24 protein-coding genes and 1 pseudogene are annotated in these 22,467 nt (G+C 61.6%); 12 read left to right on the forward strand and 13 right to left on the reverse strand.

The window, feature by feature from the left end; all coding sequences use genetic code 11:
* Window positions 1-2 precede the first annotated feature (2 nt).
* From HJB89_RS16240 to HJB89_RS16265, 6 genes are all read right to left on the reverse strand, one after another.
* Window positions 3-983, reverse strand: a complete 981-nt coding sequence (locus HJB89_RS16240) for a hypothetical protein (protein WP_246762767.1) — start codon at window positions 981-983, stop codon at window positions 3-5.
* 70 nt (window positions 984-1,053) lie between these two features.
* Window positions 1,054-1,761: a TerD family protein gene (locus HJB89_RS16245; RefSeq protein ID WP_207581817.1), complete on the reverse strand. Its 708-nt coding sequence runs from the start codon at window positions 1,759-1,761 to the stop codon at window positions 1,054-1,056.
* A gap of 22 nt (window positions 1,762-1,783) precedes the next feature.
* Window positions 1,784-2,959 carry a Toxic anion resistance protein (TelA) gene (locus HJB89_RS16250; RefSeq protein WP_207581818.1) on the reverse strand — a complete coding sequence of 392 codons (1,176 nt, stop codon included), beginning with the start codon at window positions 2,957-2,959 and terminating at the stop codon, window positions 1,784-1,786.
* Window positions 2,960-3,159: 200 nt separating this feature from the next.
* Complete coding sequence (locus HJB89_RS16255) at window positions 3,160-4,116, reverse strand: 2-hydroxyacid dehydrogenase (protein WP_221150199.1); 957 nt, start codon at window positions 4,114-4,116, stop codon at window positions 3,160-3,162.
* 29 nt (window positions 4,117-4,145) lie between these two features.
* On the reverse strand, window positions 4,146-5,168 hold the full coding sequence (locus tag HJB89_RS16260; RefSeq protein ID WP_007631775.1) for a LacI family DNA-binding transcriptional regulator: 1,023 nt from the start codon (window positions 5,166-5,168) through the stop codon (window positions 4,146-4,148).
* A gap of 116 nt (window positions 5,169-5,284) precedes the next feature.
* Window positions 5,285-5,797 (reverse strand): MarR family winged helix-turn-helix transcriptional regulator, encoded by a 513-nt coding sequence (locus tag HJB89_RS16265; protein ID WP_221116639.1) that lies wholly within the window; start codon window positions 5,795-5,797, stop codon window positions 5,285-5,287.
* An 85-nt stretch (window positions 5,798-5,882) separates the two neighbouring features.
* On the opposite strand from HJB89_RS16265, the gene HJB89_RS16270 reads away from it, so the two are divergent.
* From HJB89_RS16270 to cysE, 5 genes and pseudogenes are all read left to right on the forward strand, one after another.
* A complete protein-coding gene (locus HJB89_RS16270) occupies window positions 5,883-6,671 on the forward strand; it encodes a creatininase family protein (RefSeq protein ID WP_221116615.1) in 789 nt (262 codons plus the stop codon).
* Window positions 6,672-6,817: 146 nt separating this feature from the next.
* The gene (locus HJB89_RS16275) at window positions 6,818-7,894 is read left to right on the forward strand and encodes a GTP-binding protein (RefSeq protein ID WP_221150200.1); all 1,077 of its coding nucleotides are present in this window, start codon (window positions 6,818-6,820) and stop codon (window positions 7,892-7,894) included.
* On the forward strand, window positions 7,894-8,883 hold the full coding sequence (locus HJB89_RS16280) for a WD40 repeat domain-containing protein (RefSeq protein WP_221116613.1): 990 nt from the start codon (window positions 7,894-7,896) through the stop codon (window positions 8,881-8,883). Before HJB89_RS16275 ends, HJB89_RS16280 begins: the two co-directional genes overlap by 1 nt.
* Window positions 8,884-8,889: 6 nt before the next feature.
* Window positions 8,890-9,395: pseudogene (locus HJB89_RS16285) on the forward strand (GNAT family N-acetyltransferase).
* 109 nt (window positions 9,396-9,504) lie between these two features.
* Window positions 9,505-10,323, forward strand: coding sequence for a serine O-acetyltransferase (gene cysE / locus HJB89_RS16290; protein ID WP_221150201.1), 819 nt, complete (start codon window positions 9,505-9,507; stop codon window positions 10,321-10,323).
* A gap of 33 nt (window positions 10,324-10,356) precedes the next feature.
* Here cysE and HJB89_RS16295 read toward each other — a convergent pair whose 3' ends face one another.
* The 3 genes from HJB89_RS16295 to odc2 all read right to left on the reverse strand — a co-directional run bounded on the left by HJB89_RS16295 (window position 10,357) and on the right by odc2 (window position 13,598).
* Window positions 10,357-11,514 carry a GGDEF domain-containing protein gene (locus tag HJB89_RS16295; RefSeq protein ID WP_221150203.1) on the reverse strand — a complete coding sequence of 386 codons (1,158 nt, stop codon included), beginning with the start codon at window positions 11,512-11,514 and terminating at the stop codon, window positions 10,357-10,359.
* A gap of 265 nt (window positions 11,515-11,779) precedes the next feature.
* Window positions 11,780-12,370 carry a GNAT family N-acetyltransferase gene (locus HJB89_RS16300; RefSeq protein ID WP_221116611.1) on the reverse strand — a complete coding sequence of 197 codons (591 nt, stop codon included), beginning with the start codon at window positions 12,368-12,370 and terminating at the stop codon, window positions 11,780-11,782.
* A gap of 94 nt (window positions 12,371-12,464) precedes the next feature.
* Window positions 12,465-13,598 carry an ornithine/lysine decarboxylase gene (gene odc2, locus HJB89_RS16305; RefSeq protein WP_207581826.1) on the reverse strand — a complete coding sequence of 378 codons (1,134 nt, stop codon included), beginning with the start codon at window positions 13,596-13,598 and terminating at the stop codon, window positions 12,465-12,467.
* A 529-nt stretch (window positions 13,599-14,127) separates the two neighbouring features.
* Between odc2 and HJB89_RS16310 the strand changes: the two genes are divergently transcribed.
* From HJB89_RS16310 to HJB89_RS16320, 3 genes are all read left to right on the forward strand, one after another.
* On the forward strand, window positions 14,128-15,021 hold the full coding sequence (locus tag HJB89_RS16310; RefSeq protein ID WP_207581827.1) for a LysR family transcriptional regulator: 894 nt from the start codon (window positions 14,128-14,130) through the stop codon (window positions 15,019-15,021).
* 122 nt (window positions 15,022-15,143) lie between these two features.
* Window positions 15,144-15,785 carry a DUF1007 family protein gene (locus tag HJB89_RS16315; protein WP_221116608.1) on the forward strand — a complete coding sequence of 214 codons (642 nt, stop codon included), beginning with the start codon at window positions 15,144-15,146 and terminating at the stop codon, window positions 15,783-15,785.
* Entirely contained in the window at window positions 15,779-16,855 is a 1,077-nt protein-coding gene (locus HJB89_RS16320) for a nickel/cobalt transporter (RefSeq protein WP_207581829.1), read from the forward strand. The genes HJB89_RS16315 and HJB89_RS16320 overlap by 7 nt, the downstream gene beginning before the upstream one ends.
* A gap of 2 nt (window positions 16,856-16,857) precedes the next feature.
* On the opposite strand, the gene HJB89_RS16325 is transcribed toward HJB89_RS16320, so the two are convergent.
* From HJB89_RS16325 to HJB89_RS16340, 4 genes are all read right to left on the reverse strand, one after another.
* Window positions 16,858-17,064, reverse strand: coding sequence for a hypothetical protein (locus HJB89_RS16325; protein ID WP_221131738.1), 207 nt, complete (start codon window positions 17,062-17,064; stop codon window positions 16,858-16,860).
* Complete coding sequence (locus HJB89_RS16330) at window positions 17,061-17,756, reverse strand: GNAT family N-acetyltransferase (RefSeq protein WP_207581831.1); 696 nt, start codon at window positions 17,754-17,756, stop codon at window positions 17,061-17,063. Before HJB89_RS16330 ends, HJB89_RS16325 begins: the two co-directional genes overlap by 4 nt.
* A 93-nt stretch (window positions 17,757-17,849) precedes the next feature.
* Window positions 17,850-18,569: a tellurite resistance TerB family protein gene (locus tag HJB89_RS16335; RefSeq protein WP_207581832.1), complete on the reverse strand. Its 720-nt coding sequence runs from the start codon at window positions 18,567-18,569 to the stop codon at window positions 17,850-17,852.
* Window positions 18,570-18,682: 113 nt separating this feature from the next.
* Window positions 18,683-19,321, reverse strand: coding sequence for a 2-dehydro-3-deoxy-phosphogluconate aldolase (locus HJB89_RS16340; protein ID WP_207581833.1), 639 nt, complete (start codon window positions 19,319-19,321; stop codon window positions 18,683-18,685).
* A gap of 153 nt (window positions 19,322-19,474) precedes the next feature.
* Here HJB89_RS16340 and HJB89_RS16345 point away from each other — a divergent pair, with 153 nt between their 5' ends.
* The 4 genes from HJB89_RS16345 (at window position 19,475) to HJB89_RS16360 (ending at window position 22,442) form a co-directional block, all read left to right on the forward strand.
* A complete protein-coding gene (locus HJB89_RS16345) occupies window positions 19,475-19,963 on the forward strand; it encodes a CYTH domain-containing protein (RefSeq protein ID WP_221116605.1) in 489 nt (162 codons plus the stop codon).
* Window positions 19,941-20,849: a CHAD domain-containing protein gene (locus tag HJB89_RS16350; RefSeq protein ID WP_207581835.1), complete on the forward strand. Its 909-nt coding sequence runs from the start codon at window positions 19,941-19,943 to the stop codon at window positions 20,847-20,849. Before HJB89_RS16345 ends, HJB89_RS16350 begins: the two co-directional genes overlap by 23 nt.
* 114 nt (window positions 20,850-20,963) lie before the next feature.
* Window positions 20,964-21,440, forward strand: a complete 477-nt coding sequence (locus HJB89_RS16355) for a VOC family protein (RefSeq protein ID WP_221150204.1) — start codon at window positions 20,964-20,966, stop codon at window positions 21,438-21,440.
* 72 nt (window positions 21,441-21,512) lie between these two features.
* Window positions 21,513-22,442 (forward strand): rhodanese-related sulfurtransferase, encoded by a 930-nt coding sequence (locus HJB89_RS16360; RefSeq protein ID WP_207581837.1) that lies wholly within the window; start codon window positions 21,513-21,515, stop codon window positions 22,440-22,442.
* The last annotated feature ends 25 nt before the right edge of the window (window positions 22,443-22,467 follow it).

Below are 22,467 nucleotides of genomic sequence, written 5' to 3' on the forward strand. Positions count from 1 at the left end.
TATCATCCCTCCGATCTGAGTTTTCCAAGAATGCGCGCGTGAATGTCGCGAAGCAGTGATCTGATGCCAGCCTGCGCTGGCGGTTGCGCGCTTCGGGCCGCCGTCAGCGCCGCGGAATAGGCTGCATGCCAGGCAGGCAGGTCCTCGTGCAACAGGCCATCGCCAGCGTGTCCGAGCGCGTCCACGTGCCGCGCGAGCCCGGCAACGGTATGCGTGCTCATCTCGATCGTGGCCTTCGTCGCCGACAGGCTGGCAATCCTCGTCTCGATCGCGTCGGCTTGCGAGGTGTAATGCGCCTGCCGTTCGCGATCGGAAAACTGAACTCCGCCGATATGATCGACCAGGAAGCGCGCCGCCAGGATGTGTGCGGCGAGATCACGGCCGAGCGCCGCATAGGCCTTGCCGATGGCGCGAAGCCGTTTTGCGACCGCAACGATTTCGGGCGCAAGCGCATCGAGCTCCTTCGCCAGGGCCTGCACGTCGGGATAAAGCTGCAGAAAGAGGCTGTCGGGATCGCGCGGAGCCGCCAGCGCCTTGATTGCCTTCAAGACGCCGCCGCGAACGGCAAACACACGGTCTGGATCCAGATCGCCGAGACGCTGGAGCAGTTCGGCGCCAAGACGCCTTCCCATCGCCAAGGCTTCGCTGTCGGCAAGCGCGAGTTCGCTTTCGGCAAGCCTGCCATGCTCTGTCTGAAGGCGGGCGCCGAAGCGCACGACGTCGTCGAAATAATGATCGTCGAGATTGGTGCCGTCGACGATGCGCAACGCTGCCGTCGCGACCGATGCGGCAGCGCCGGGATCGATCTTCAGGAACGCCTCCACGCTGCAGGGAATGCGCCGGCGAATTTCCCCGGCGCCGAGAACACGCGGCTTGTCGCCCTTGAGCATCGGCGGTTGCGGCGAACCGAATAGGACTTTCGGCTGGGTGGATTGTCCGGGAGGTTGGGCAACGTCAGGCGAGGCGCTTTTTGGAAAAAGCACCTTGGGCAACCGGCCCGGCTCCTTTCCCGGCGGTCCATCTGCCTTGCCGCTCATCAAACGAGGCCCCCGTTCAGTTGAAATAAGCCTGGATGACGTCGCCAAGCCCGGCATTCGACCCTGCACCGACGGCATGGAATCGCCAGGATCCGTCCGGCTGCTTCAGGAAGGAAGCCACCTGTATCGTCGTCTTGCCGGCAAATTCGGCGGTGAGCTGGTAGCGGCAAAGCTCGTCATCCATCGCGTCACAAACTTCGATATAGGCGTTCCTGACCTTGCCGAAATCCTGTTTCTTGCGCTCCGCATCATGGATCGTCGCCCAGACGGCAAGCTCGGAAACCTCGTCCGGCAGCTTCGCCAGCACGATCTTGAACTCCTCGCGGAAACCCTCGTCATGGTGGCCGCCGCCATGATCGTCATCGTCGCCGTCCTCATCGGGTTCCGACCCTTTGATCAGGCCGCCACGCCCGGTCCGGTCGTCGCGTTCGTGCCACATCGAGCCGTCATCCGTCTGGAAGGAACCGTCGGCATTCTTGCTCAAAGACCCTTCCGGATTGCTGGAACTGCGCACGAAGGCATAGCAGAGTGCATGCGAGCCTTCATTGTAGAGCCGCGCGCGGTTCGCATCGCCACCGGGATGGACCAGCGCAAAACAATGCACGTCGAGATCAAAGGCCGGCCCCGAACCTTCGGGCGGATCCCAAACAAGTCCCGAATGGACGAGCTGGATCTCCTTCTGGATCTGGAATGATTGCCCCTTGTTGAGCTTGAAGGTTGCCATGCGCTATCTTTCTCCTGAAGTCTCAGATCGGACGATCGGTCACGATTTGCCGGGCTTGTTCGAGTTTGGCGCGGGCGGCGGCATAACGTTCTTTGTTTCGCTCGCCTTCGGCGACCACCTTGTCGGCGATATTGCGCAGCCGCTGCGCGGTGCCGAGCACCAGATCGGCATCGGCAAGCCGGGTCTCGCCGGCCGCCCTGACCGAATTGACCGAAACATCCTCCAGCACCTCGGATCCATATTGCTGCAGCGACGCACGCAGTTCACGTCGCATCGTGTTCATCTGCTGGATCGACTGCATTTGGAAGAGCGCGTGCAGGCGGATCAGCATCGATTTGATGTCGTTGAATTCCGCATTGGCCGAGGTGACGGTATCTGCAAGGGTGGCAAGCGCTGCACCCCGGGCAATGCCGATCGAGTCGAGGTCGGCCGGCGCCTTGGCATAGGCGGTTTCGAGAACGAGGACCCGGTTCTGGAAGATATCGCGCTTCTGCGAGAAGTCGCGGGCTTCCTGCACCTTGAGCGGATCGCCGGAAGCCGCCTCTTCCATCAACCGGTCGAGCTCGCGGCCGGCATCGGCAAGGATGCGTCTTCCGGCCTCAACGAAAACGCCGAGAGACACGATCGTATCGCGATATCCCTCGGCCAGCGTGCTCATGCGCGACACTTCGAGAATGAGCTTGCTGCTCTCCTCCTCGATCTCAGCCTCCATCGGCCTGACCAGATCTCCGAGGGATTTGGCCTTGCTCTGCAGCATGCCGCGAACCTCGTCGGTCACCGATTTGAGGCGCTTGGCGGGGTCGCCGAGACCGACGGCCGTCAACAGGCGTTCGAGGAAATTGCCCTTCAGCTTCTCGCGGATGCTTGCTTCGAGCCCTTTGAGATCGGCGTCATTGATGCCGTCCCGGATCGTCCGGAACAATTCGAACAGCACCGGCGACTGCGCATTGGTGATCTGGGAAAGGATGGCATCGAGCTTGGCGCCGAAGCCGCCGATGGCTTCCTGGCCGAAGGTAATCAAATGATGCGGCTCGACCGTTGCCAGCCTGTACCGCTCTGCGAGGTCGCCGACCTCGCCGGCTTTCTCCGGCGGAAGAACGACCGTCACCACGGCCGGCAGGCCGCCGGTCGAAAGCGCGGGCATCAAGCCCGGGCTGGTCTCGAGGCTCTTCGTGTTCGACGCACTTGGCTCCGACATGCCGTCAATCCCCTTTGTTCGGCCTTTATCCTGCAGCCCGCCGGCGCAATTCCCAAACGCACGGAAAAGTTGAGAATCTTAGTTGTAAAATCGGCGAGAATGTAACCGACGGCATCGCACTGGGCAACATATCATCCACGAACCACAGTCGATTTGGCAGCGCTGTATACCTCGCATAAATCAACTTCTATGCGGCGCGCCTAGTCCTTTTGCGGCGTCTCCGACACCGGCGTCAGCGCTGCACCTTTCTCGAACCAGGCAATGAGATTGTCGGCGACCAGATCGGCCATCGCATTGCGCGTCGGCACCGATGCGGAAGCGACATGCGGCAAGAGCACGGCATTGGTCGGCTCCAGCAGCTCACCCGGCACGGTCGGCTCTTCATAAAAGACATCGAGGCCGGCCGCCCCGAGAGCGCCGGAGGCAAGCGCCGCGCTCAACGCCGCCTCGTCCACCGTCCAGCCGCGGCCGACATTGACGAGAATGCCGTTCGGGCCGAGTGCTGCCAGAATATCGGCGTCGATCGTCTTATGCGTCTGCGGCGTCTTCGGAACGATGGCGATGAGCGTGTCCACCGCTTCCGCTAGCCCCTTCAGCGTCGGGTGATAATCGTAGGGTGCATCGGAATGTCGCGACCGTGTGTGGTAACTGATCTTCACCTTGAACGGCTCCAGCCGCTTGGCGATCTCAAGCCCGATGCGGCCAAGGCCATAAAGCCCGACATGACGGCCCTTGAGCGAGAAGCGCGACAGCGGATAGGTCGCGCCCGGCTTCCAGTTGCCCGCACGCAGCCAGGCTTCGGCCCGCGGCAACTCGCGAACGGTATTGAGCAGCAGGGCGATCGCCGTATCGGCGACCTCGTCGTTCAGCACATCAGGCGTGTTGGTGACGACGATGCCTTTCTCGGCGGCTTGTTTCACATCGACGCCGTCGTAGCCGACACCGAAATTGGCGATCACCTCGACATGCGGCAGCTGGTCGATCCAGGCGCCGGGGAACGGGCCGGAGACAGCGACACCGCGGATGCGGCCGGCAGTCCCGTCGTCGAGGGCAAGCCTTTCCTCCCGGGCGACGGCGATGATCTCAAAACGATCCTTCAGCCTTTCGAGAACACGCTCGTGTATCTTCCCGGGAACGAGAATGGCGATGCGGGACATGGCTTTTCCTCTTGGATGACCGTCTTGGTTCAGGCGCGGGGCCGATGAGGGCTGGTGGACTGACGAATGCGCATTTCCGGTTTGATCAGATGCATGCCGTCGGGCTCGTGGCTGCCGGCAAGGCGATCGAGCAGCGCCCGCGCCGCCAGGCGACCGACCTCGGTCTGGCCGTTCCAGACGGTCGTCAGCGCCGGGGTGGCGATCGATGCCTCCTCAAGATCGTCGTAACCGGTGACGGAGATGTCGCGTCCCGGCACCAGGCCGGCGCGCGCAATGCCGTTCATCAGGCCGATCGCCACGAGATCGTTCCAGCAGACGGCGGCCGTCGGCTTCTGTGGCAACGAGAGGAAATGCACGGCGGCTTCGAAACCGCCCTGCTTCGAGCGCGGGCCGGGAATGCGCAGGTTCGGATCGACCTCGATGCCGGCCTTGCGCAGCGCATTGACGTAACCCTGGTAGCGGTCGCGGCCGGTGGATGTCTGGTCCGTGCCGCCGATCATCGCAATCGAGCGGTGGCCGAGGCCGATCAGGTGGTTGGTGGCAAGCGAAATACCATAGCTGTCATCGCCGCGATAGGTCGGCAGGTCTTGGCCCTCCATCGAGCGCGCAACCAGGATCGCCGGCATGCCATTGTCTTCCGCCAGTTGCACGTCCTCAGGCGGCGTGCCGATCGCCGGTGACATGATGACGCCGTCGCCGCCGAGTTGCAGGAGCGTCTCGATGAAGGTGCGCTGCTTCTCGACATTGTCGTAATGATTGGAAAGGATGAAGGTGTGGCGGCTGCGATCGAGCTCGCTTTCGATCGCCTTCAGGATCTCCCCGTAGAAGGGGTTCATAATGTCGTGCACGACGACGCCGATGATGCCGGAACGCGAGGTGCGAAGGCTGGCAGCGCGGCGATTGTAGATATAGCCGAGCGCGCGCGCCTGTTCCTTGATCTTGTCCCGCGTATTGCTGGCGACGAGCGGACTGTCGCGTAAGGCAAGCGATACGGTCGCCGTTGAAATGCCGAGCGTTTCGGCGATCGTCGAAAGCTTGATCTTCTGGACCACGTGTCCTCCTCCAGGCAGCACGCAAGCAGCAAGAGCCGCCGGAAAACCGGCGTGGCCCTTAAAATGTTTAATTAAAAGATTTAATCGGTGGAAGCAATTCGTCTTTCTGCGAAATTTCAGTCTTCATCCGGATCTTCGATATGAAGAGCTTCGGCCTGCAGATTGGCATCGATCGCCTTCAGCAGGCGGACGAGATTGCGGATTTCCTTTTCGGAGAATTCCAGCGTCGCCAGCCTGTCGCAGGCCGCGGCCGCCATCTCGATCCCCTCCACGCTGCCACGGCCGAGCTCGGTGAGATAGACTTTGGTGAGGCGCGCATCCTCGGCGTCGGGCTTGCGCTCGAGGAAGCCCTGCGCCTCCATGCGGCCGATCGTGCGCGTCATCGTCGGCGCCTTGACGCCGAGTTTCTGGGCAAGGCCGCCGGCCGTCATGCCGTCGCTCTCGGCAAGCGAGTGGATGACGCCGTCCTGGCCGGCATAGAGCCCGCTTTCGAGAAGGTTGCGCGAAAGCACCGTGCGCATGGAGCGAGCCGCCTGGGTGAGCGCTGGAGAGAGGTCGACGAGCGTATACTCGGTCTTGTCCTTCTTCTTGGACTTGTGCTTCTTGCCGTCCTTCTGCTTCTTTCCCATAGCCATCCCTTTGATCTTTAAGCCTTGGCGCCGCTGCGATATGACATTGCCCAGGATCTCGTCATAAACAAGAGGCAACGACTGGATGATGACGCCTTCGCCCCGTTTCGAAGACAGCGACCCGGCCTCTGCCGTTGACGTGCGTTGCCTGATCGCCGTGCTGCCGCTCGGCGCTCATGAACAGCACGGCCCGCATCTGCCCTTCGAAACCGACACGCTGATTGCCGAAGGCATCGCCAGGCGATTGAGGATGGCCCTACCGGCTGGCCTTCCCGTCACATTCCTGCCCGCCGAATCCGTCAGCTATTCCATAGAGCATATGAATGTTGAAGGAACGAAGACGCTTGCCTTCGGCGAAGCGGTGGACCGCTGGCTCGGAATCGCCGAAGGCTTGGCGAAGCAGGGCATCCGCAAACTGGTGATGTTGAACGCTCATGGCGGCAATTCGCCCATCATGACCATTGTCGCGACCGAGGCGCGGGTTCGCTTTGCCATGCTGGCGGTGGCGACGAGCTGGACCCGCTTCGGCCTGCCCGATGGCGTCATCCCGCCGGAGGAAAAGGCGGTCGGCATCCACGGCGGCGATATCGAGACCTCGGTGATGCTGGCGCTTCATCCGGGCAGGGTGGATATGACGAAAGCGGCGGATTTCCCTTCGCGACAGAGCGAATTTGCCAGGCGTTTCAAGCATCTGCGCGCCTATGGGCCGCACGCATTCGGCTGGAAGATGTCGGATCTCAACGCAGAAGGCGTGGTGGGCAACGCCGCGGCGGCGACAGCTGAAAAGGGCGAGGCGCTGATTGCGCATGCGGTCAAGGGACTGGTGGAACTGCTGGAAGATGTCGATGCCTTCGATGTCACGCAGCTCCGGTGAATGGGTCATCTGGGCCGGACGGATGATGTGATCTTATAACATTATAAAACCCTTTGAACTGCCGCGCCCATGCCATTATATGAGACCAACCGTTCAAGCAGCCGATCTGAAGCTACTCGGCCGCACGCCTAATCCTAGAGGTTCTCATGACCGACGCGATTCCCACCCAGAAGCCTATTCCCGTTACCGTGCTCACCGGATATCTCGGCGCCGGCAAGACGACCTTGCTCAACCGCATCCTTTCCGAAAACCACGGCAAGAAATATGCGGTCATCGTCAATGAGTTCGGCGAAATCGGCATCGACAACGACCTGATCGTCGAGTCGGACGAAGAAATCTACGAGATGAACAACGGCTGCGTCTGTTGCACAGTGCGCGGCGACCTGATCCGCGTCGTCGAAGGGCTGATGCGCCGTCCCGGCCGCTTCGACGGCATCATCGTCGAAACGACCGGTCTTGCCGATCCGGTGCCGGTCGCCCAGACCTTCTTCATGGACGATGATGTGCGCGCCAAGACCGAGCTCGACGCCGTCATCGCCCTGGTTGACGCCAAGCACCTGCCGCTGCGTCTGAAGGACAGCCGCGAGGCCGAAGACCAGATCGCCTTCGCCGACGTCGTCGTCATCAACAAGACCGACCTCGTGACTCCTGAAGAACTTGATGTGATCGAGGACATCGTCCGCGCCATCAACCCGGCCGCCCGCGTCTATAAGACCAGCCGCTCCGGCGTCGACCTCGCTCGTGTGCTCGATCAGGGCGCCTTCAACCTGGAGCGCGCGCTCGAAAACGATCCGCATTTCCTCGAGCACGGCCATGACGACCATGTCTGCGGCCCGGATTGCGATCACGACCACCATCATCACGATCATGATCACCACGGGCACGAGCATCATCACCATGGCGCCATGTCGGCGATCCATGATGTGACGGTGCAGTCGGTATCGCTGCGCGGCGGCGAGATGAACGCGGAGCGCTTCTTCCCCTGGATCCAGAAGATCACCCAGACGCAGGGACCGAACATTCTCCGCCTCAAGGGCATCATCGCCTTCAAGGATGATCCCGAGCGGTACGTCGTCCAAGGCGTGCACATGATCATCGAAGGTGATCACCAGCGGCCGTGGAAGGAAGGCGAAAAGCACGAGAGCCGTCTCGTCTTCATTGGCCGCGATCTCGACCGCGAGAAGCTCGAAGCCTCCTTCAAGGCCTGCGAGGCAGCCGCCTGATGCCGACAGTTGCACCGCTTGATCTCGACGGCCACGTTCTGGCCGTCGAATTTTTAGGTGATGTCCCCTTCTTCGCCAGCGCCAACGGCACGTTTCACCGGCTGGACGGCGGCGACAGGGTTTCTGAAGCCCATCAGGGCATGCTCACCGCCATCCGCGATCCCTATAGCGAGAGCCTGATTTCGGGCGGCGAGGATGGCAAGGTGCTGCGCATTTCAGCCGACGGCAGCGTCAGCGAACTCGCCACCGCGCCGCGCAAGTGGATCTCGCAGGTCGCGGCCGGCCCGCAAGGGGCCATTGCCTATTCCTACGGCAAAAGTTCGCTCGTGCGCCTTGCCGACGGGACGACCAAGGAATTTGCAGAGGAGCGCACGGTCGAGGGCCTTGCCTTTGCGCCGAAGGGCCTGCGCATCGCGGCCGCGCGGTATAACGGCGTGTCGCTGCACTGGATCGGCACGACCGCCAAACCAGTCGATCTCGAATGGAAGGGTGCGCATACCGGCGTCACCTTTTCGCCGGACGGTAATTTCCTCGTCACTTCGATGCAGGAAAACGCGCTTCACGGCTGGAAACTCGACAGCAAGCCGGGCTCCGAAGCCCGCCACATGCGCATGACCGGCTACCCCGCCAAGGTCAAATCGCTCTCCTGGTCGGTCAAGGGCAAATGGCTCGCCTCGTCTGGCGCGCCGGCCGCCATCGTCTGGCCCTTCCAGGGCAAGGACGGGCCGATGGGCAAGGCGCCGCTCGAACTCGGCACTCGCGCCAATATCATGGCAACCGCGGTGAAATTCCATCCGCTCGAAGATATCCTCGCCATCGGCTTCATCGACGGCATGATTCTGGCCGTCCGCATCGCCGACAGCAAGGAGGCGCTGTTGCGCCGCCCCGGCAAAGGCGCCGTCACAGCGATGAGCTGGAGCAAGAACGGCAAGCTGCTCGCCTTCGCTTCCGAAGCCGGCGACTGCGGCGTCATCGATATTTCGGCTTGACGCACATTGGCGGCAACGGACGATATCCTATCGGGCCTGAAGTCGTGACGCTCACCGCCGACCACATGCAAGCCGTAGCCGGAATCAGGCGTGTCTCCCTGCGGCAACGACTGCCTTGGCTGCCGGATCTTCATACGCCCGAAGAGGAAGAACAGTACTGGCGCATGCATCTGCTGCCGAATTGCACGATCCTTGGCGCCGCCTTGGAAAACCGGCTCGTCGGTGTCATCGCCTATGGCGACGGCTGGATAGAGCAGCTTTACGTTCTCCCGGATTTCCAGGGTTTGGGCACCGGCTCTCTGCTCCTCGGCTGTGCCAAGCAGGAAATGGACAAGATCAGGCTCTGGCCGTTTCAGCGCAATACCGGCGCACGGGCGTTCTAGGTACGACACGGTTTTGCCGCCGAGGAGGAGACCGACGGTACTGATAATGAGGAAAGAGAGCCGGATGTGCTCTATTATTGGCGCAGGCTTCCGGAGCTGATGCCCGGCCTGCAACCGTCTGGCGGCTAGAATAACGGACTAACGCCGCAAAGTGGCGGGCATGCCAAATGTCTTGGCTGGCCAAATATGTGCCCCGCGCAGGCGGCGTCTTGCGCCGCCTCGGACAGAGGAAACGGGAATGTCGAAATCGACCGACCTCGGTTTGGCCGAGCAACAGTCGCAGCCTTCGGACGGCGCATCCGTCTGGGCCGTCATCCGCGCCGAGGCAGTTGCGCTTGCCGGACGCGAGCCGATTTTGCAGCAATTGCTTGCGGTGCAAATAACCAATGCTGCAGGCAACAAAGAAATCATCGCCCATGTGCTGGCCGCGCGGCTGTCCGCGACGCAGGTGGCAACTGGCGATCTGGTCGATCTCATCCTGTCCATGCTTGATGATGATATCATGCGGAAGATCGAGGCGGATCTTGTTGCCGTGCGTGAGCGCGATCCGGCCTGCACGACATTTCTGCACGCGCTCCTGAACCTCAAGGGGTTTCATGCGCTGCAGACCCACCGCATCGCCCACGCGCTCTGGAACGCCGGCCGACCGGAGATCGCCAGCTGGCTCGCCAATCTCGCCTCGCTGGTCTTCGGCCCGGATATCCATCCGGCCGCGCGGATCGGCGCTTCCATCATGCTTGATCACGGCTCGGGCATCGTCATCGGCGAAACGGCGGTGATCGAGGATGAGGTATCGATCCTGCAGAATGTCACGCTCGGCGGCACCGGCAAGGAGACTGGCGATCGCCACCCGAAAATCCGCCACGGCGTGATGATCGGCGCGGGCGCCAAGATCCTCGGCAATATCGAAATCGGCGCCTTCAGCAAGGTCGCCGCCGGCAGCGTCGTGCTGAAGCCGGTTCCGGAGCATTGCACGGTCGCCGGCGTGCCGGCAACGCTCGTGCGCGTCCACGGCGCCGACGAAATCCCGGCCGAGACGATGGACCAGAATATCTAGGATCACTTTGAGATGGGCGAGGTCGCGCCGTTCCTACGCGGCTTGGTGCGTTTCTCCGAAGGCTTCGACCCGGTTGCGGCCTTCGCGTTTCGAACGATAGAGTGCCTCATCCGCCTTCTGAATCAGCCTTTCAAAATCTCCGCCGTTTTGCCCACACGCGGCAACGCCGATACTCAGGGTCGGAAAGACGGCCAGATCGGGGCACTGCATCACGGCGGCGGCGAAGGCGAGACGGATGCGATCGGCAATCACCATAGCCTCTTCGAGGGAGACATTTTTCAGCACGGCAAGAAACTCATCGCCGCCTTGACGGGCGAGCAGATCGTCCGAGCGCATGATGCCTCTCGAAACGCTGGCGAAAAGCCGCAGGATATCGTCGCCGGCGGCGTGGCCATGCCGGTCGTTCAACTGCTTGAAATGGTCGATATCGATGATGAGCAGCGATACCGGCTGCGAACCGAGAGCAGGCAGATGCTGGGCAAGGCCACCGCGATTGAGCGCGCCGGTCAGCGGGTCGCGGTGGGCGAGTTCAGTCAGCTGATTTCGGCTGCGCTCGGCGGCCATCAGCACCATGGCCATGCTGCGAAGCATGATGAAAGCAACCGCCGATACCGCCATCCAGCTATGGACCACACTGCTGCCGAATGGATCCGGCCCGCCGATTTCGCCGGTCGCCGCAAGAAGACTGCGAACCGCAAAGATCGAGGCAGTGCAAACATACAGGCCGACCAGCAGGGCTGCCGAATACAGCCTCTCGCACCGGGCAATACGGATTGCCTCCCTTGCGACGGCAAGGTCGCAGAGGCAGCAAATGACGGAGACATAGAGAAGCCTCGCCGACACTGCCGAAGGATCTCTGACAATAAGTGCGACAGGCACGCTGACGAGAACGATGGCAAGCCAGAAATAGCGCTGCTCGAGCGCTCGTCCCGAAAAGACGCGCACGGCAAAGAACATCAGCATGTAGCCGGCGATGGTCACCACGTTACCGCCGTCGATCGAGACGGAGTAGGGAACGAGATTGCGCAAGGCGACGAGGAAAGAACCGAGGCCGACAAGAATGTTGCTCAGGCCCCACCACAGCGGCCACCTCTCGAAGCGGCCGGTCGCATAGGCTGCAAGCTGGAGCATGCCCTGCACGAAGCAGCTCACGGCCACAATGAAATAGATTGTCCTGAGATCCAGCAGCATGACGCTTTCCCGAAATTCTCGGGGAACGTACAGGAAGCGTTTTGCGGTTTGATTGGGGGCTTCGCTAAAAGTTTAACGATTACGGGTTTTTCCCTGCTGCAGGCGATTGTGTTGGCATCTTCACAGGGCATCCCGGTAACCATGCGCCGCGGTACCCAAAAGAATAATCCGCGCCGCAATCACGGCAGGCCCGCCTGCCTCCATGATCAAACGGCGCGGATATTGCCGGCTAGGCGGAACGAGTCCGACCCGACCGGCTGTTGCTTCAGGCTGCGCGGCGAACCGGCGCGCCAGCCAGCATGCGCCCCGAGGGGACGATCATGCCGGCCGCGCCGTCGAGCCAGCCTTCCGTCAACTCGAGCGCCAGAAAGCGCGAGCGTTCGAACGGACCCGGCATGACAAGATGGCGAGCCTTCTCGGCAAAAAAGCCGAAACGCTCGTAATAGGCGGCATCGCCGACGAGCAGGACGGCGCCATGTCCGCGCTTCTTGGCTTCGAGGATCGCCGCGCGCATCAGCGCCGAACCGATGCCCTTGCCGCCGAGATGGGGCGCAACGGCGAGCGGACCGAGCAGCAGCGCATTAATCGGCGTGCCCTCGTCATTGACGCCGGCCTCGATGTTCCAGAGCCGCACCGAGCCGATGACATGGCCGTCGCGATCGCGCGCGACCAGCGCCAGGCCTTCGGCCGGAATGCGGTTGCGGCGGATCTTTTCCGACGACTTCTTGCGGCGATCGGCGCCCATGACGCGGTCGAGCAAGGTCTCGCGGGCTACGACATCCGAGGGATTTTCGGCGTCGATGGCAAAAGTGGTAGGCGCAAAGAATGCGCGGACAGAATCAAGAACAGCGGCCATCTTGGCCTCCCGTACCCAATACCGTTATCAGCGGCGATGAAGGAAAATTGTGAATTTGCCGCCCCGGCTGGTTACGGGGCCGGCGGAAACGATCTTAGATGACGTAGGCCTTCAGCGGCTCGAAACCGTTGAAAGCGACGGCCGAATAGGTCGTCGTATAGGCGCCGGTGCCTTCGATCAGGACCTCGTCGCCGATCGAAAGGGAGATCGGCAGCGGATAGAGGTTCTTCTCGTAGAGCACGTCGGCCGAATCGCAGGTCGGGCCGGCGATGACGCAGGGCTCCATCTCGTCGCCGTCGTGATCCGTGCGGATCGGATAGCGGATGGCTTCGTCCATCGTCTCGGCGAGACCGCCGAACTTGCCGATGTCGAGGAATACCCAGCGGGCATCGTCATTGTCCGACTTCTTCGAAATCAGCACGACTTCCGCCTTGATGACGCCGGCATTGCCGACCATGCCGCGGCCCGGCTCGATGATCGTCTGCGGGATCTGGTTGCCGAAATGCGTTCGCAGTGCCTGGTAGATCGACTTGCCGTAAGCTTCTGCGGACGGAACGTCGCGCAGGTACTTGGTCGGGAAGCCGCCGCCCATGTTGACCATCTGCAGGTGGATGCCCTGCTTGGCAAGCGATACGAAGACGCGCTTGGCATCAGCAAGCGCCGAATCCCAGGCATCGACCTTGGTCATCTGCGAACCGACATGGAACGAGACGCCGTAGGACTGCAGGCCAAGCTGATGGGCGTAGACGAGAACGTCGACAGCCATCTGCGGGACGCAGCCGAACTTGCGCGACAGCGGCCATTCGGCGCCTTCGCCATCCGTCAGCACGCGGCAGAAGACACGGGCGCCGGGAGCGGCGCGCGAGATCTTCTCGACTTCCTCGTGGCTGTCGACAGCAAAGAGGCTGACGCCGAGCGCATGCGCGCGGGCAACGTCGCGTTCCTTCTTGATCGTATTGCCAAAGGAGATGCGAGCGGCGGTCGCACCGGCTTCGAGCGCCATTTCGATTTCGGCAACGGATGCGCAATCGAAATTGGAGCCGAGGCCTGCAAGCAGCTTCAGCACTTCGGGGGCCGGGTTGGCCTTGACGGCGTAGTAGATGGCGCTGTCCGGCATTGCGTGACGGAAAGCGTGGAAATTGTCACTGATGACGTCGAGGTCAACCACGAGGCAGGGACCGTCGGGACGTCGGGTTGCGAGAAAGTCGCGGATGCGCTGGGTGGTCATATCGATTCCCTCTTCCAGTTCCAGAGCTCCGGCATGAACCGGAGGACAAAGGGCATACGAGAACCCGCATTGGAACCAGCCGGTGGAGACCCCGGAACCATAGCAAGCGCTCGATGCGCAGATAGTGAACCAACGCCGCCATGCGGTGTAAGTTCGGCTTTGTCTGCCATGGATTGGAGGGAGAATCCCAACCGCACTTCCGGCAATGATGGTGTGCCTCTTCAGTAACCCCCGCTGATGGAAAGCAGGGAGAGAACAAAAAGGCCCGCACCGTCGTTGCTTCAGGCGTCCTCGCATTTTCCGGTTGGCCGGAATAGCGACTGGAGGGGTTAATTCCAGGTACCTTACCGATTTCCTCACCAATTCGAGGGTTCGGCGGACACCCATGGGCACGTGCGACTTTGGGCTGATGTGGAAATAAGAATATTCGCCTTCATAATCAAGCGATTTTTTGATCGCGGGGCCAAAAAAATAATTGAACAAAACGAGCCGATTTGTTCAACATTCCGAAACAGCGTAAGGGACGTCCATGGATACCTTGACTCGCATACGTGCTTTCATCGATGTCGTCGAAGCCGAAGGCTTTTCCGCCGCCGCGCGGCGCACCGGCCGCTCCAAGGCGCTGCTCTCCAAATATGTGCGCGAGTTGGAGGATGAGCTCGGCGCGCTGCTCCTCAACCGCACCACCCGGCAGTTCTCCATGACCGAGGCCGGCCATACCTATTACCGCACCGCCTCCGATATCCTCAAGGAGATCGACAACCTCGCCGATCTCGTGCGCGAAAACAATGCGCAACTCAAAGGACGGCTTCGCATCTCAGTGCCGCGCACCTTCGTCGATGCCGATGTTGGCCAGTCGCTGATCGATTTTGCCAAGGAGAATCCGGACCTTTCGCTGGAGATCGCCGCCGACGACCGGTTTGTCGATCTGATCGAGGAAGGCTTCGACGTGGCGATCCGCATCACCAAGCTCGAGGATTCCGGCATGATCGCCCGCAAGATCTCCGATTTCCGGATCCATCTTTGCGCCACGCCGGAATTTCTCGAGCGCTATCCCAACATCGAGCATCCCACCGATATTTCCAACGTCCCCTTCATCGTCGATACCAATGCGCGCACCCAGGCGAGCATCCGCTTCCACAACCCCGACAACACCTCGTTCGCCGTCGCCGTTTCCGGGCCGATAGAGGTCAACAGTCCGCATGCGACATTGCGCGCCGCGCTCACCGGCATCGGTATTGCCTTCATCCCGGATTTCATCGCTCGCAAGCCAATCGAGAGCGGTGAACTGGTCACACTGTTCAATGACTATATCCCGACCGACCGCGGCATCTATGCCGTATATCCGCACCGCCGCTACCTGCCGGCCAAGGTGAGGATCTTCGTCGACTACCTCAACAACTGGTTCAAGAAACATCCGTAGCGCCGCCCTTGCGGATGCGACATCGCGACCCGCGGCTATCTGAATCCAGTAGGGAATCCGGTCCCAATTCCGTCCCAATTTCTGGCAAGAAGTCAGGGTCACCGAACAGGGCAGCGGGATAGATGAGATATTCGACGATACTGATGGCCGCGCTTGCTTCACTGGCGCCGGCCGCCGCCCTTGCCCATCCACACATCTTCGTGGAGGCCCGCCTCGAGGTCGTGGCCGACAAGGATGGCAACATCGAGGAACTGCGCAACGTCTGGCGCTTCGACGAAGTCTTCTCTTCCTCAGTGGTCATGGATTTCGACAAGAACACCGACCTGAAGCTGGAGCCGAACGAACTCGCGGAGGTCGGGAAAACGGTGAAGCAGTCGCTTTCCGAATACGATTATTACATGAACCTGACCATCAACGGGAAGAACATCACCGTTCAGAAGCCCGACATCATCCATGTCGACTATAAGGACGGCCAGCTCCTGATGTTCTTCGCGGTCAAGCCGGCGGAGAAGATGCCGCTTAAGGGCAGGCTCACCTTTGGCGTCTACGACCCGACGCTCTACACCTCAATCGACTTTCCCACCGACGACGAACTGGCAATCGTCGGCGACGGCTTCAAGGCCTGCAAGCGTCAGGTGGTGCGACCCGATGCCGACCAGGTGATCTCGCAGAACAAGCAGTCGCTGACGGACGCCTTCTTCAATGATCCCACCGGCACCAACATGTCCAAGCTCTTCGCCACCCGGCTGGAGGTCACATGCTGACAAAACGCCTGCCCTTCATCTTTTCCGCCGCTGCCTTGACGCTCCTGACGGCGGCAAGCCTTGTCCATGCGCAATCGCCGCTCGGCATCGGCACGGCGGAGCCGAGCTTTCAGCCGACCGGCGGGCCGCTCGCACCGCTCTTGCTCTATGTGAACTATGAGCAGCAGGCCTTCTACCGGGCGCTGACCGGCGCATTAAAGGGCATGCGCCAAGACCCGTGGCAGCTAACATCGCTGATCGGCCTCTCCTTCGCCTATGGCGTCTTCCATGCCGCTGGCCCCGGCCACGGCAAGGCGGTCATCTCCTCCTACATGATCGCCAACGAGATCGAGCTGAAACGCGGCGTGGTGATTTCCTTCATTTCGGCTTTCGTCCAGGGCGTGGTGGCAGTGGCGCTGGTTGGCGGCGCCTGGCTGGTGCTGCGCGGCACCGGCATCACATTGACGGCGGCGACCCATGCGATGGAGATCGCAAGCTTCGTCATGGTCATCCTCTTCGGCGGCTGGCTGCTATTTCGCAAACTGCGCTCGATGGCGGGCAACATGCCGCGCCGCCGTCTGGTGGCGACGCCAGCCGGTCCGGTCAGCATAATGCTCGATTGGAAGGACAATGCAGCCGAACGCCAGGCCTATGCCTTCAACGGCAAGGCGCAGCCTGTCGACGCGGGCCATACCTTCGTTCCCGGCATGGCCTGCGAAACCTGCGGCAATGCCCATGTGCCTGATCCGGCCCTGCTCGCCGGCGACAGGTTCAGCGCCCGCGAGGCCTGGTCGGCGATTGTCGCCGTCGGTCTTCGCCCCTGCTCCGGCGCATTGCTGGTGATGACCTTCTCGATGCTGAACGGGCTCTATCTCGGCGGCGTGCTGTCGGTCGCCGCCATGTCGCTAGGCACGGCGATTACCGTTTCGCTGCTTGCCACGCTTGCAGTAACCGCCAAGAGTGCCGCTGTGCGCCTCTCCGGGCGCGGCTCGACCGCCTCGATCTGGATCGGCAATGCCATCGAAATCCTCGGCGCCGTGCTCGTCATGCTGATGGGCGCCCTGCTGCTCGCGGCATCGCTGCAGGGATAGGCCTACTTTCCCCTGCTCCGCTGATAGCGCGCTCGTAGCCAGAAGACCGCGAAAAACGCCAGGATCAGGCAGGCGCCGACTGCGATGCCGAGCATCGGCGAGAAATTGCCGATCCACAGAACGATGCTTGGCAGGAAATAGATGACCAGGCCGGCGCCGAACAGGATGGCGGCGGCGGCAATGGCCTGCGAGCGGCTCTCCGGGCTCACGCGAGCCTTTCCTTTTCCAGATCGGCACGAATATCCTGCAGGCGGCGGATCTGGTTGCCGGCCGCGTCGAAATTTTCCGGCGAAAGCCAGGTTTCGAAGGCATCGTTGATCAGCGGCCATTCCGTGTCGATCATCGAGAACCAGGCAGTGTCACGGTTGCGACGCTTGGAGATCATGTGCTGGCGGAAGACCCCTTCGAAGCTGAAGCCGTAACGGGCGGCCGTCGTCTTGCTCGCCTCGTTGTTATTGTCGCATTTCCATTCGTAGCGGCGGTAGCCGAGATTCTCGAAGACATGCTTGGCCATCAGATAATGCACTTCGGTCGACAGCGGCGAACGCTTCATCTCAGGCCCATGCGCTACCCCGCCGATTTCGACCACGCCGTTTGCCGGGTCGGCGCGCATGTAGTTCGCCATCCCCAGAATCTTGCCGGTGGCATTGTCGCGGAAGATATGGGTGAGCCAGCCGGACTTGGTATAGACGGTTTCCAGCCAGTTAGCGAAATCCTCGATACCGGAAAAGTCGTCTTGAGCAAAATAGAGAAGCAACGGGTTGATGCCCATGCCGCCAAGCCCGTCCCACAGCGCTTCGAGATGTTCGGCGCGCCGATAGGGTTCGACGGTGACGAAACGGCCCTTCAGTGTGACCGGCTTCGGCGCCGGACAGCCCTTGAAATTTGCAAGATCGCGCATGTTCACTCCCCTTTATCCGAAGAGTGGATAGGCCAGCCGCCCGACAAAGGCAACCGGCCGACTTGTTACTGTGACCCAATCACTGGGACCCCATCACTGGGACAAGGTAACCTTGGCGGAGGCGACCGTCGCCTCGATATGATCGACCAACTGGTCGGCAAGGCCGAGCCTGCCGGCAAGCAGATCGAGATAACCGCGCTCGGCGCGCGAATCCGGCTCGATGGTGAGCCGCGAGGCGGTGTAGAGTTCGACGCGCTGTTCTTCCGTCGTCGCGGCGGCCACCAGCGCATCGATATCGGTCGGCGACGCAAGTTCGCGCTCGATAAAGGCGGCGGCTTCGCCGCTGACATCGGCAGCCTTGACCTTGTCCATGATCAGGGCGCGTTCGGCATCGTCGATATGGCCGTCGGCCTTGGCCGCGGCGATCATCGCGCGGATCAGCACCAGCACGAATTCATTGCTGCCGGCTGGTGACGTCGGCCCGAAACCGGATTCGACAGGCGGCGGCAGGAGAACCGGATTGTTTGCCGAGGGTGCATCCGAAGGGGCTGCGGGCGCTTGCCCCGCCTGGTAATTCTTGTAGGCCTGATAGCCGAGGCCGGCAATGGCGGCAAGCCCGCCGATCGCCAGTGCATTGCCGGCAATACCGCGGCCGGTCTTGGTGCCGAGAAGCGCGGCGGCGATCGCACCGGTCGCCAGCGGGTTGTTCCTGGCCGTCTGGACCGCATCACCCGCCCTGTCGCGGACCGAACCGCCGAGACCCGGCACCTGCGAACCCAAGAACTGGTCGAGAAGCTTCCTTGCGTCGAACATTCCTCGTCATCTCCCTGTTTGAGGCTGGAAGCGTACATAGGTTTGCGACGGCTGGAATACAAATATGGGGTTGAGCGGGGTTGTAGCGTGACGCTCCCCGCCGCCTACCGACCTCAGGCCTTCAGCGCCGCCGCTTCTGCCGCGAGCTTGGTGATCCCCGCCCAGTCGCCGGCTGCGACCAGCTCCTTCGGCGCCACCCAGGAGCCGCCGACGCAGATGACGTTCGGCAGCGAGAGATAGTCATTGGCGTTCTTCAGCGAAATGCCGCCGGTCGGGCAGAACAGCGTGCCGGCAAGCGGCGAAGAGAGCGCTTTCAGCAAGGCCGCGCCACCGGCCTGCTCCGCCGGGAAGAACTTCAGCACCTGGTAGCCTTCTTCGCGTAACGCCATGACTTCGCTGGCGGTCGCAGCGCCGGGAAGCAGCGGCACATCGGAATCGGCAGCGGCATCAAGCAGTTCCTGCGTCGTGCCCGGGCTGACGATGAATTTCGAACCGGCCTCGACGGCGGCTTCCCAATGAGCGGCATTGAGGATCGTGCCGGCGCCGACTTCGGCGCCCTCGACCTCAGCGGCGACGGCGCGTACGGCCTCGAGTGCCGCCGGCGTGCGCATGGTGATCTCGATCGCCTTCAGACCGCCCGCAACGAGCGCGCGGGCCAGCGACACCGCCGATTTCACATCGTCGACGATCAAGACCGGAACGACAGGCTGGAGTTTCAGGATGGAAAGGAGCTTCTCTGTTTTCTCGCCCATGGTCGCGCGACCTCCTTGAAACGATTGAATTCGTCCCCGAATAACGCCCCCGTCGAACCTTGTCGAGATAAAACCAGACCACATGACAAGATGGGTAGGAAATGCGTGGAAATTGGTCTACCGTGCCGCAATCGTCACAAAAGGTTCACCGATATGGCGAAAGAGATCGAGCGGAAGTTTCTCGTACGCAGCGATGGATGGCGTTCCGCCGTCGAGACGAAGTCTGTCCTGAAGCAGGGTTATATCGCCTCGATGGACGATCGTTCCGTCCGCGTGCGTATCCTCGACGACAGGAAGGCGAAACTGACGATCAAGATCGGCCGCAGCGCCATCACCCGCGACGAATTCGAATACGACATCCCAATCGCCGATGCCAAAGAGCTTTTGCAGAACGCCATCGGCATCGTCATCGAGAAGACGCGCTACCGGGTTCCGCACGAAGGCTTCGTCTGGGAGGTCGATGTCTTTGCCGGCGAGCATCGTGGGCTGGTGATCGCCGAGGTGGAGATGACGGCGGAAACCGACGATCCGGCTCTGCCCGCCTGGCTCGGCCGCGAAGTGACCGGCGATTCCCGCTATTCCAACCAGGCCCTCGCCACAGAATATGGGCACGACAGGCATGGGCTATCGCATTCGGCCTGACGCCGATTTTACCGACGAGTTCCGCAGCGTCGCGACTGAGCAATTGGAACGCGCCGTCATGATTCTGGAGGAGCGGCCGGACGGCGCACATAAGGCGATCCATTCCTTCCGCAAGAATCTGAAACGATTGCGTTCGCTCTACCGCCTCGTGGCTCGCAAGGTGCCGGATTTTCAGAGCCTCGAAAACGCCAGGCTGCGCGATGCCGCGCAGTCGCTGTCTGCAATCCGCGACGCTGCCGCCCTCATCGGCACGGCGCAATATCTGCAGCATGCAGCCCGCGGGAACGAGGAGAGCGAGGCGCTCGTCCGTATCGTCACGATTCTCGAAGGCCGCCGTGACTGGATGGTGGAAGCCGAAAGCGGCCTGGAACGGCGGCTGAAGGAAACCTCCGACGTCCTGAAGGAGGCGATCACCGCCCTGGATGCAGTCTCCTTTGATGGCGGCCACCGCAAGAATGCCCGCATGCTGGCAAAGAGCTGGCGCCGCACCGCTGGGAAGGCCAAGGCAGCACTCGCAGCTTGCCACGGCGAGGCATCGGCCGACGATTTCCACGATCTGCGCAAACGCACCTACGACTATCAGCTTTATCACGGCCTTTTGCGCGACGTCTGGCCCGGCGCGATGAAGGCCAAGCGCGATGCGGCCAAGGAGCTCGCCGAGGATCTCGGCCACATTCACGATCTTGCCGTGCTCTCCGAACTGGTCGAGGCCGAGCCGCAGCTCTTCCCCCGCAATGACGACCTCGCCCATCTGCTCGACGCCATCATCTTTCGCCAGCAGGAGGACCGGCGACAAGCGCTTCTCAAAGCCAAAACCGTCTTCGCCGACGATCCCGACGAGGAAGCGCAACGCATCGAGCTTCTCTGGCTGACGGCCGACGGTTGAGAGGCTACGCCGGCGCATCTGAAATTTCCCAAGGTAAATCTATTGACCTCGACCAATCTTGAGGTCCTAGCCTCCGTTGGTCAAACAAGCAGAGCCCTGACCCGTGAGGAAGAAATGACCGCCGAAAACGCCGCGATGCCAATGGTGCTCGGACTCTACGAGACCCATCTGACCGTTGCCGATCTCAAGACCTCCACCGATTTCTACCGCGATGTCGTCGGGCTCAAACCGGCGGCCTCATTCGAGGAGCGCAAAGTGGCTTTCCTCTGGGTAGACGACAGGAAGACCGGTATGCTTGGCCTCTGGGAAACCGGAACCGGCCCCCTGAAGATGCGGCTGCATATCGCCTTCCGCATGACCGCCGACGGCGTGCTGCAGGCGCCCGCCATACTCAAGGCAAAAGGTGTTGAGCCACTCGGCTTTACTGGTGAACCGGTGACGGAGGCGGTGGTTCTCGGGTGGATGCCGGCGCTGTCGATCTACTTCAAGGATCCGGACGGACACTCGATCGAGTTCATCAGCCTTCTCGACGACATCCCCGACCGAAGCTTCGGCGTGCGGCCGTTTTCCGAATGGCAGGCACGAGCATAGTCGTTCGACCGCCAAGGCCGCCAACCGGCGAAGGCAATTGCGCGAGCCGCCGATTTTCTGTATTTCCGCTCGATGACCGACAGCCTCACACCCATCAGCCCGTTCCTCGTGGCCGCACTCTACCATTTCGTTTCCGTGCCGCGCTTTGCCAGCCTGCACGGCCCGCTGCAGACGCTTTGCGAGGAGAACGGCGTCAAGGGGACGCTGCTTGTGGCGCATGAGGGTATCAATGGGACGATCGCCGGCCCGGATGCCGGCATTTACGCCGTGCTTTCATTCCTGCGCGCCCAGCCGGAATTTTCAAGCCTGGAGCATAAGGAAAGCCGCGCCTTGAAAATGCCTTTCCTGCGCATGAAGGTGAAGCTGAAAAAGGAAATCGTCACCATGGGCGTCGAGGACATCGACCCCAACAAGGTGGTCGGCACCTATGTCGCGGCGAAGGACTGGAACGCGCTGATTTCCGATCCCGATACGATCGTCATCGACACCCGCAACGACTACGAAACGGCAATCGGCACCTTTCGCGGCGCGCTCGACCCGAAGACCAAGACTTTCCGCGAATTTCCCGATTGGGTGCGCGACAATCCCGGCCTGCACAACAAGCCGAAGGTCGCCATGTACTGCACCGGCGGCATACGCTGCGAGAAGGCAACCGCCTTCATGAAGGCTGAGGGCTTCGACGAGGTTTATCATCTGAAGGGCGGCATTCTGAAATATCTCGAGGAAGTGCCGCAGGAGGAAAGTCTCTGGGATGGCGCCTGCTTCGTCTTCGACGAACGCGTGTCCGTCGAGCATGGGCTGCAGCAAGGCGAACACAGGCTATGCCACGCCTGCCGCAACCCGATCACTTCAGAGGAAGTCACCTCGCCGCACTACGAGGAAGGCGTTTCCTGCAGCCACTGCTACAACACGCGGACGGAAGAAGACCGGCTGCGTTATCGTCAGCGGCAGCACCAGATCGCCCTCGCACGAAAGCGCGGCCAGCGGCATATCGGCAGCTGAGCCGATATTCAGGGGATCAGCCTCG

The organism is Rhizobium sp. NZLR8 (genome assembly GCF_019685025.1).
Lineage (GTDB): Bacteria > Pseudomonadota > Alphaproteobacteria > Rhizobiales > Rhizobiaceae > Rhizobium.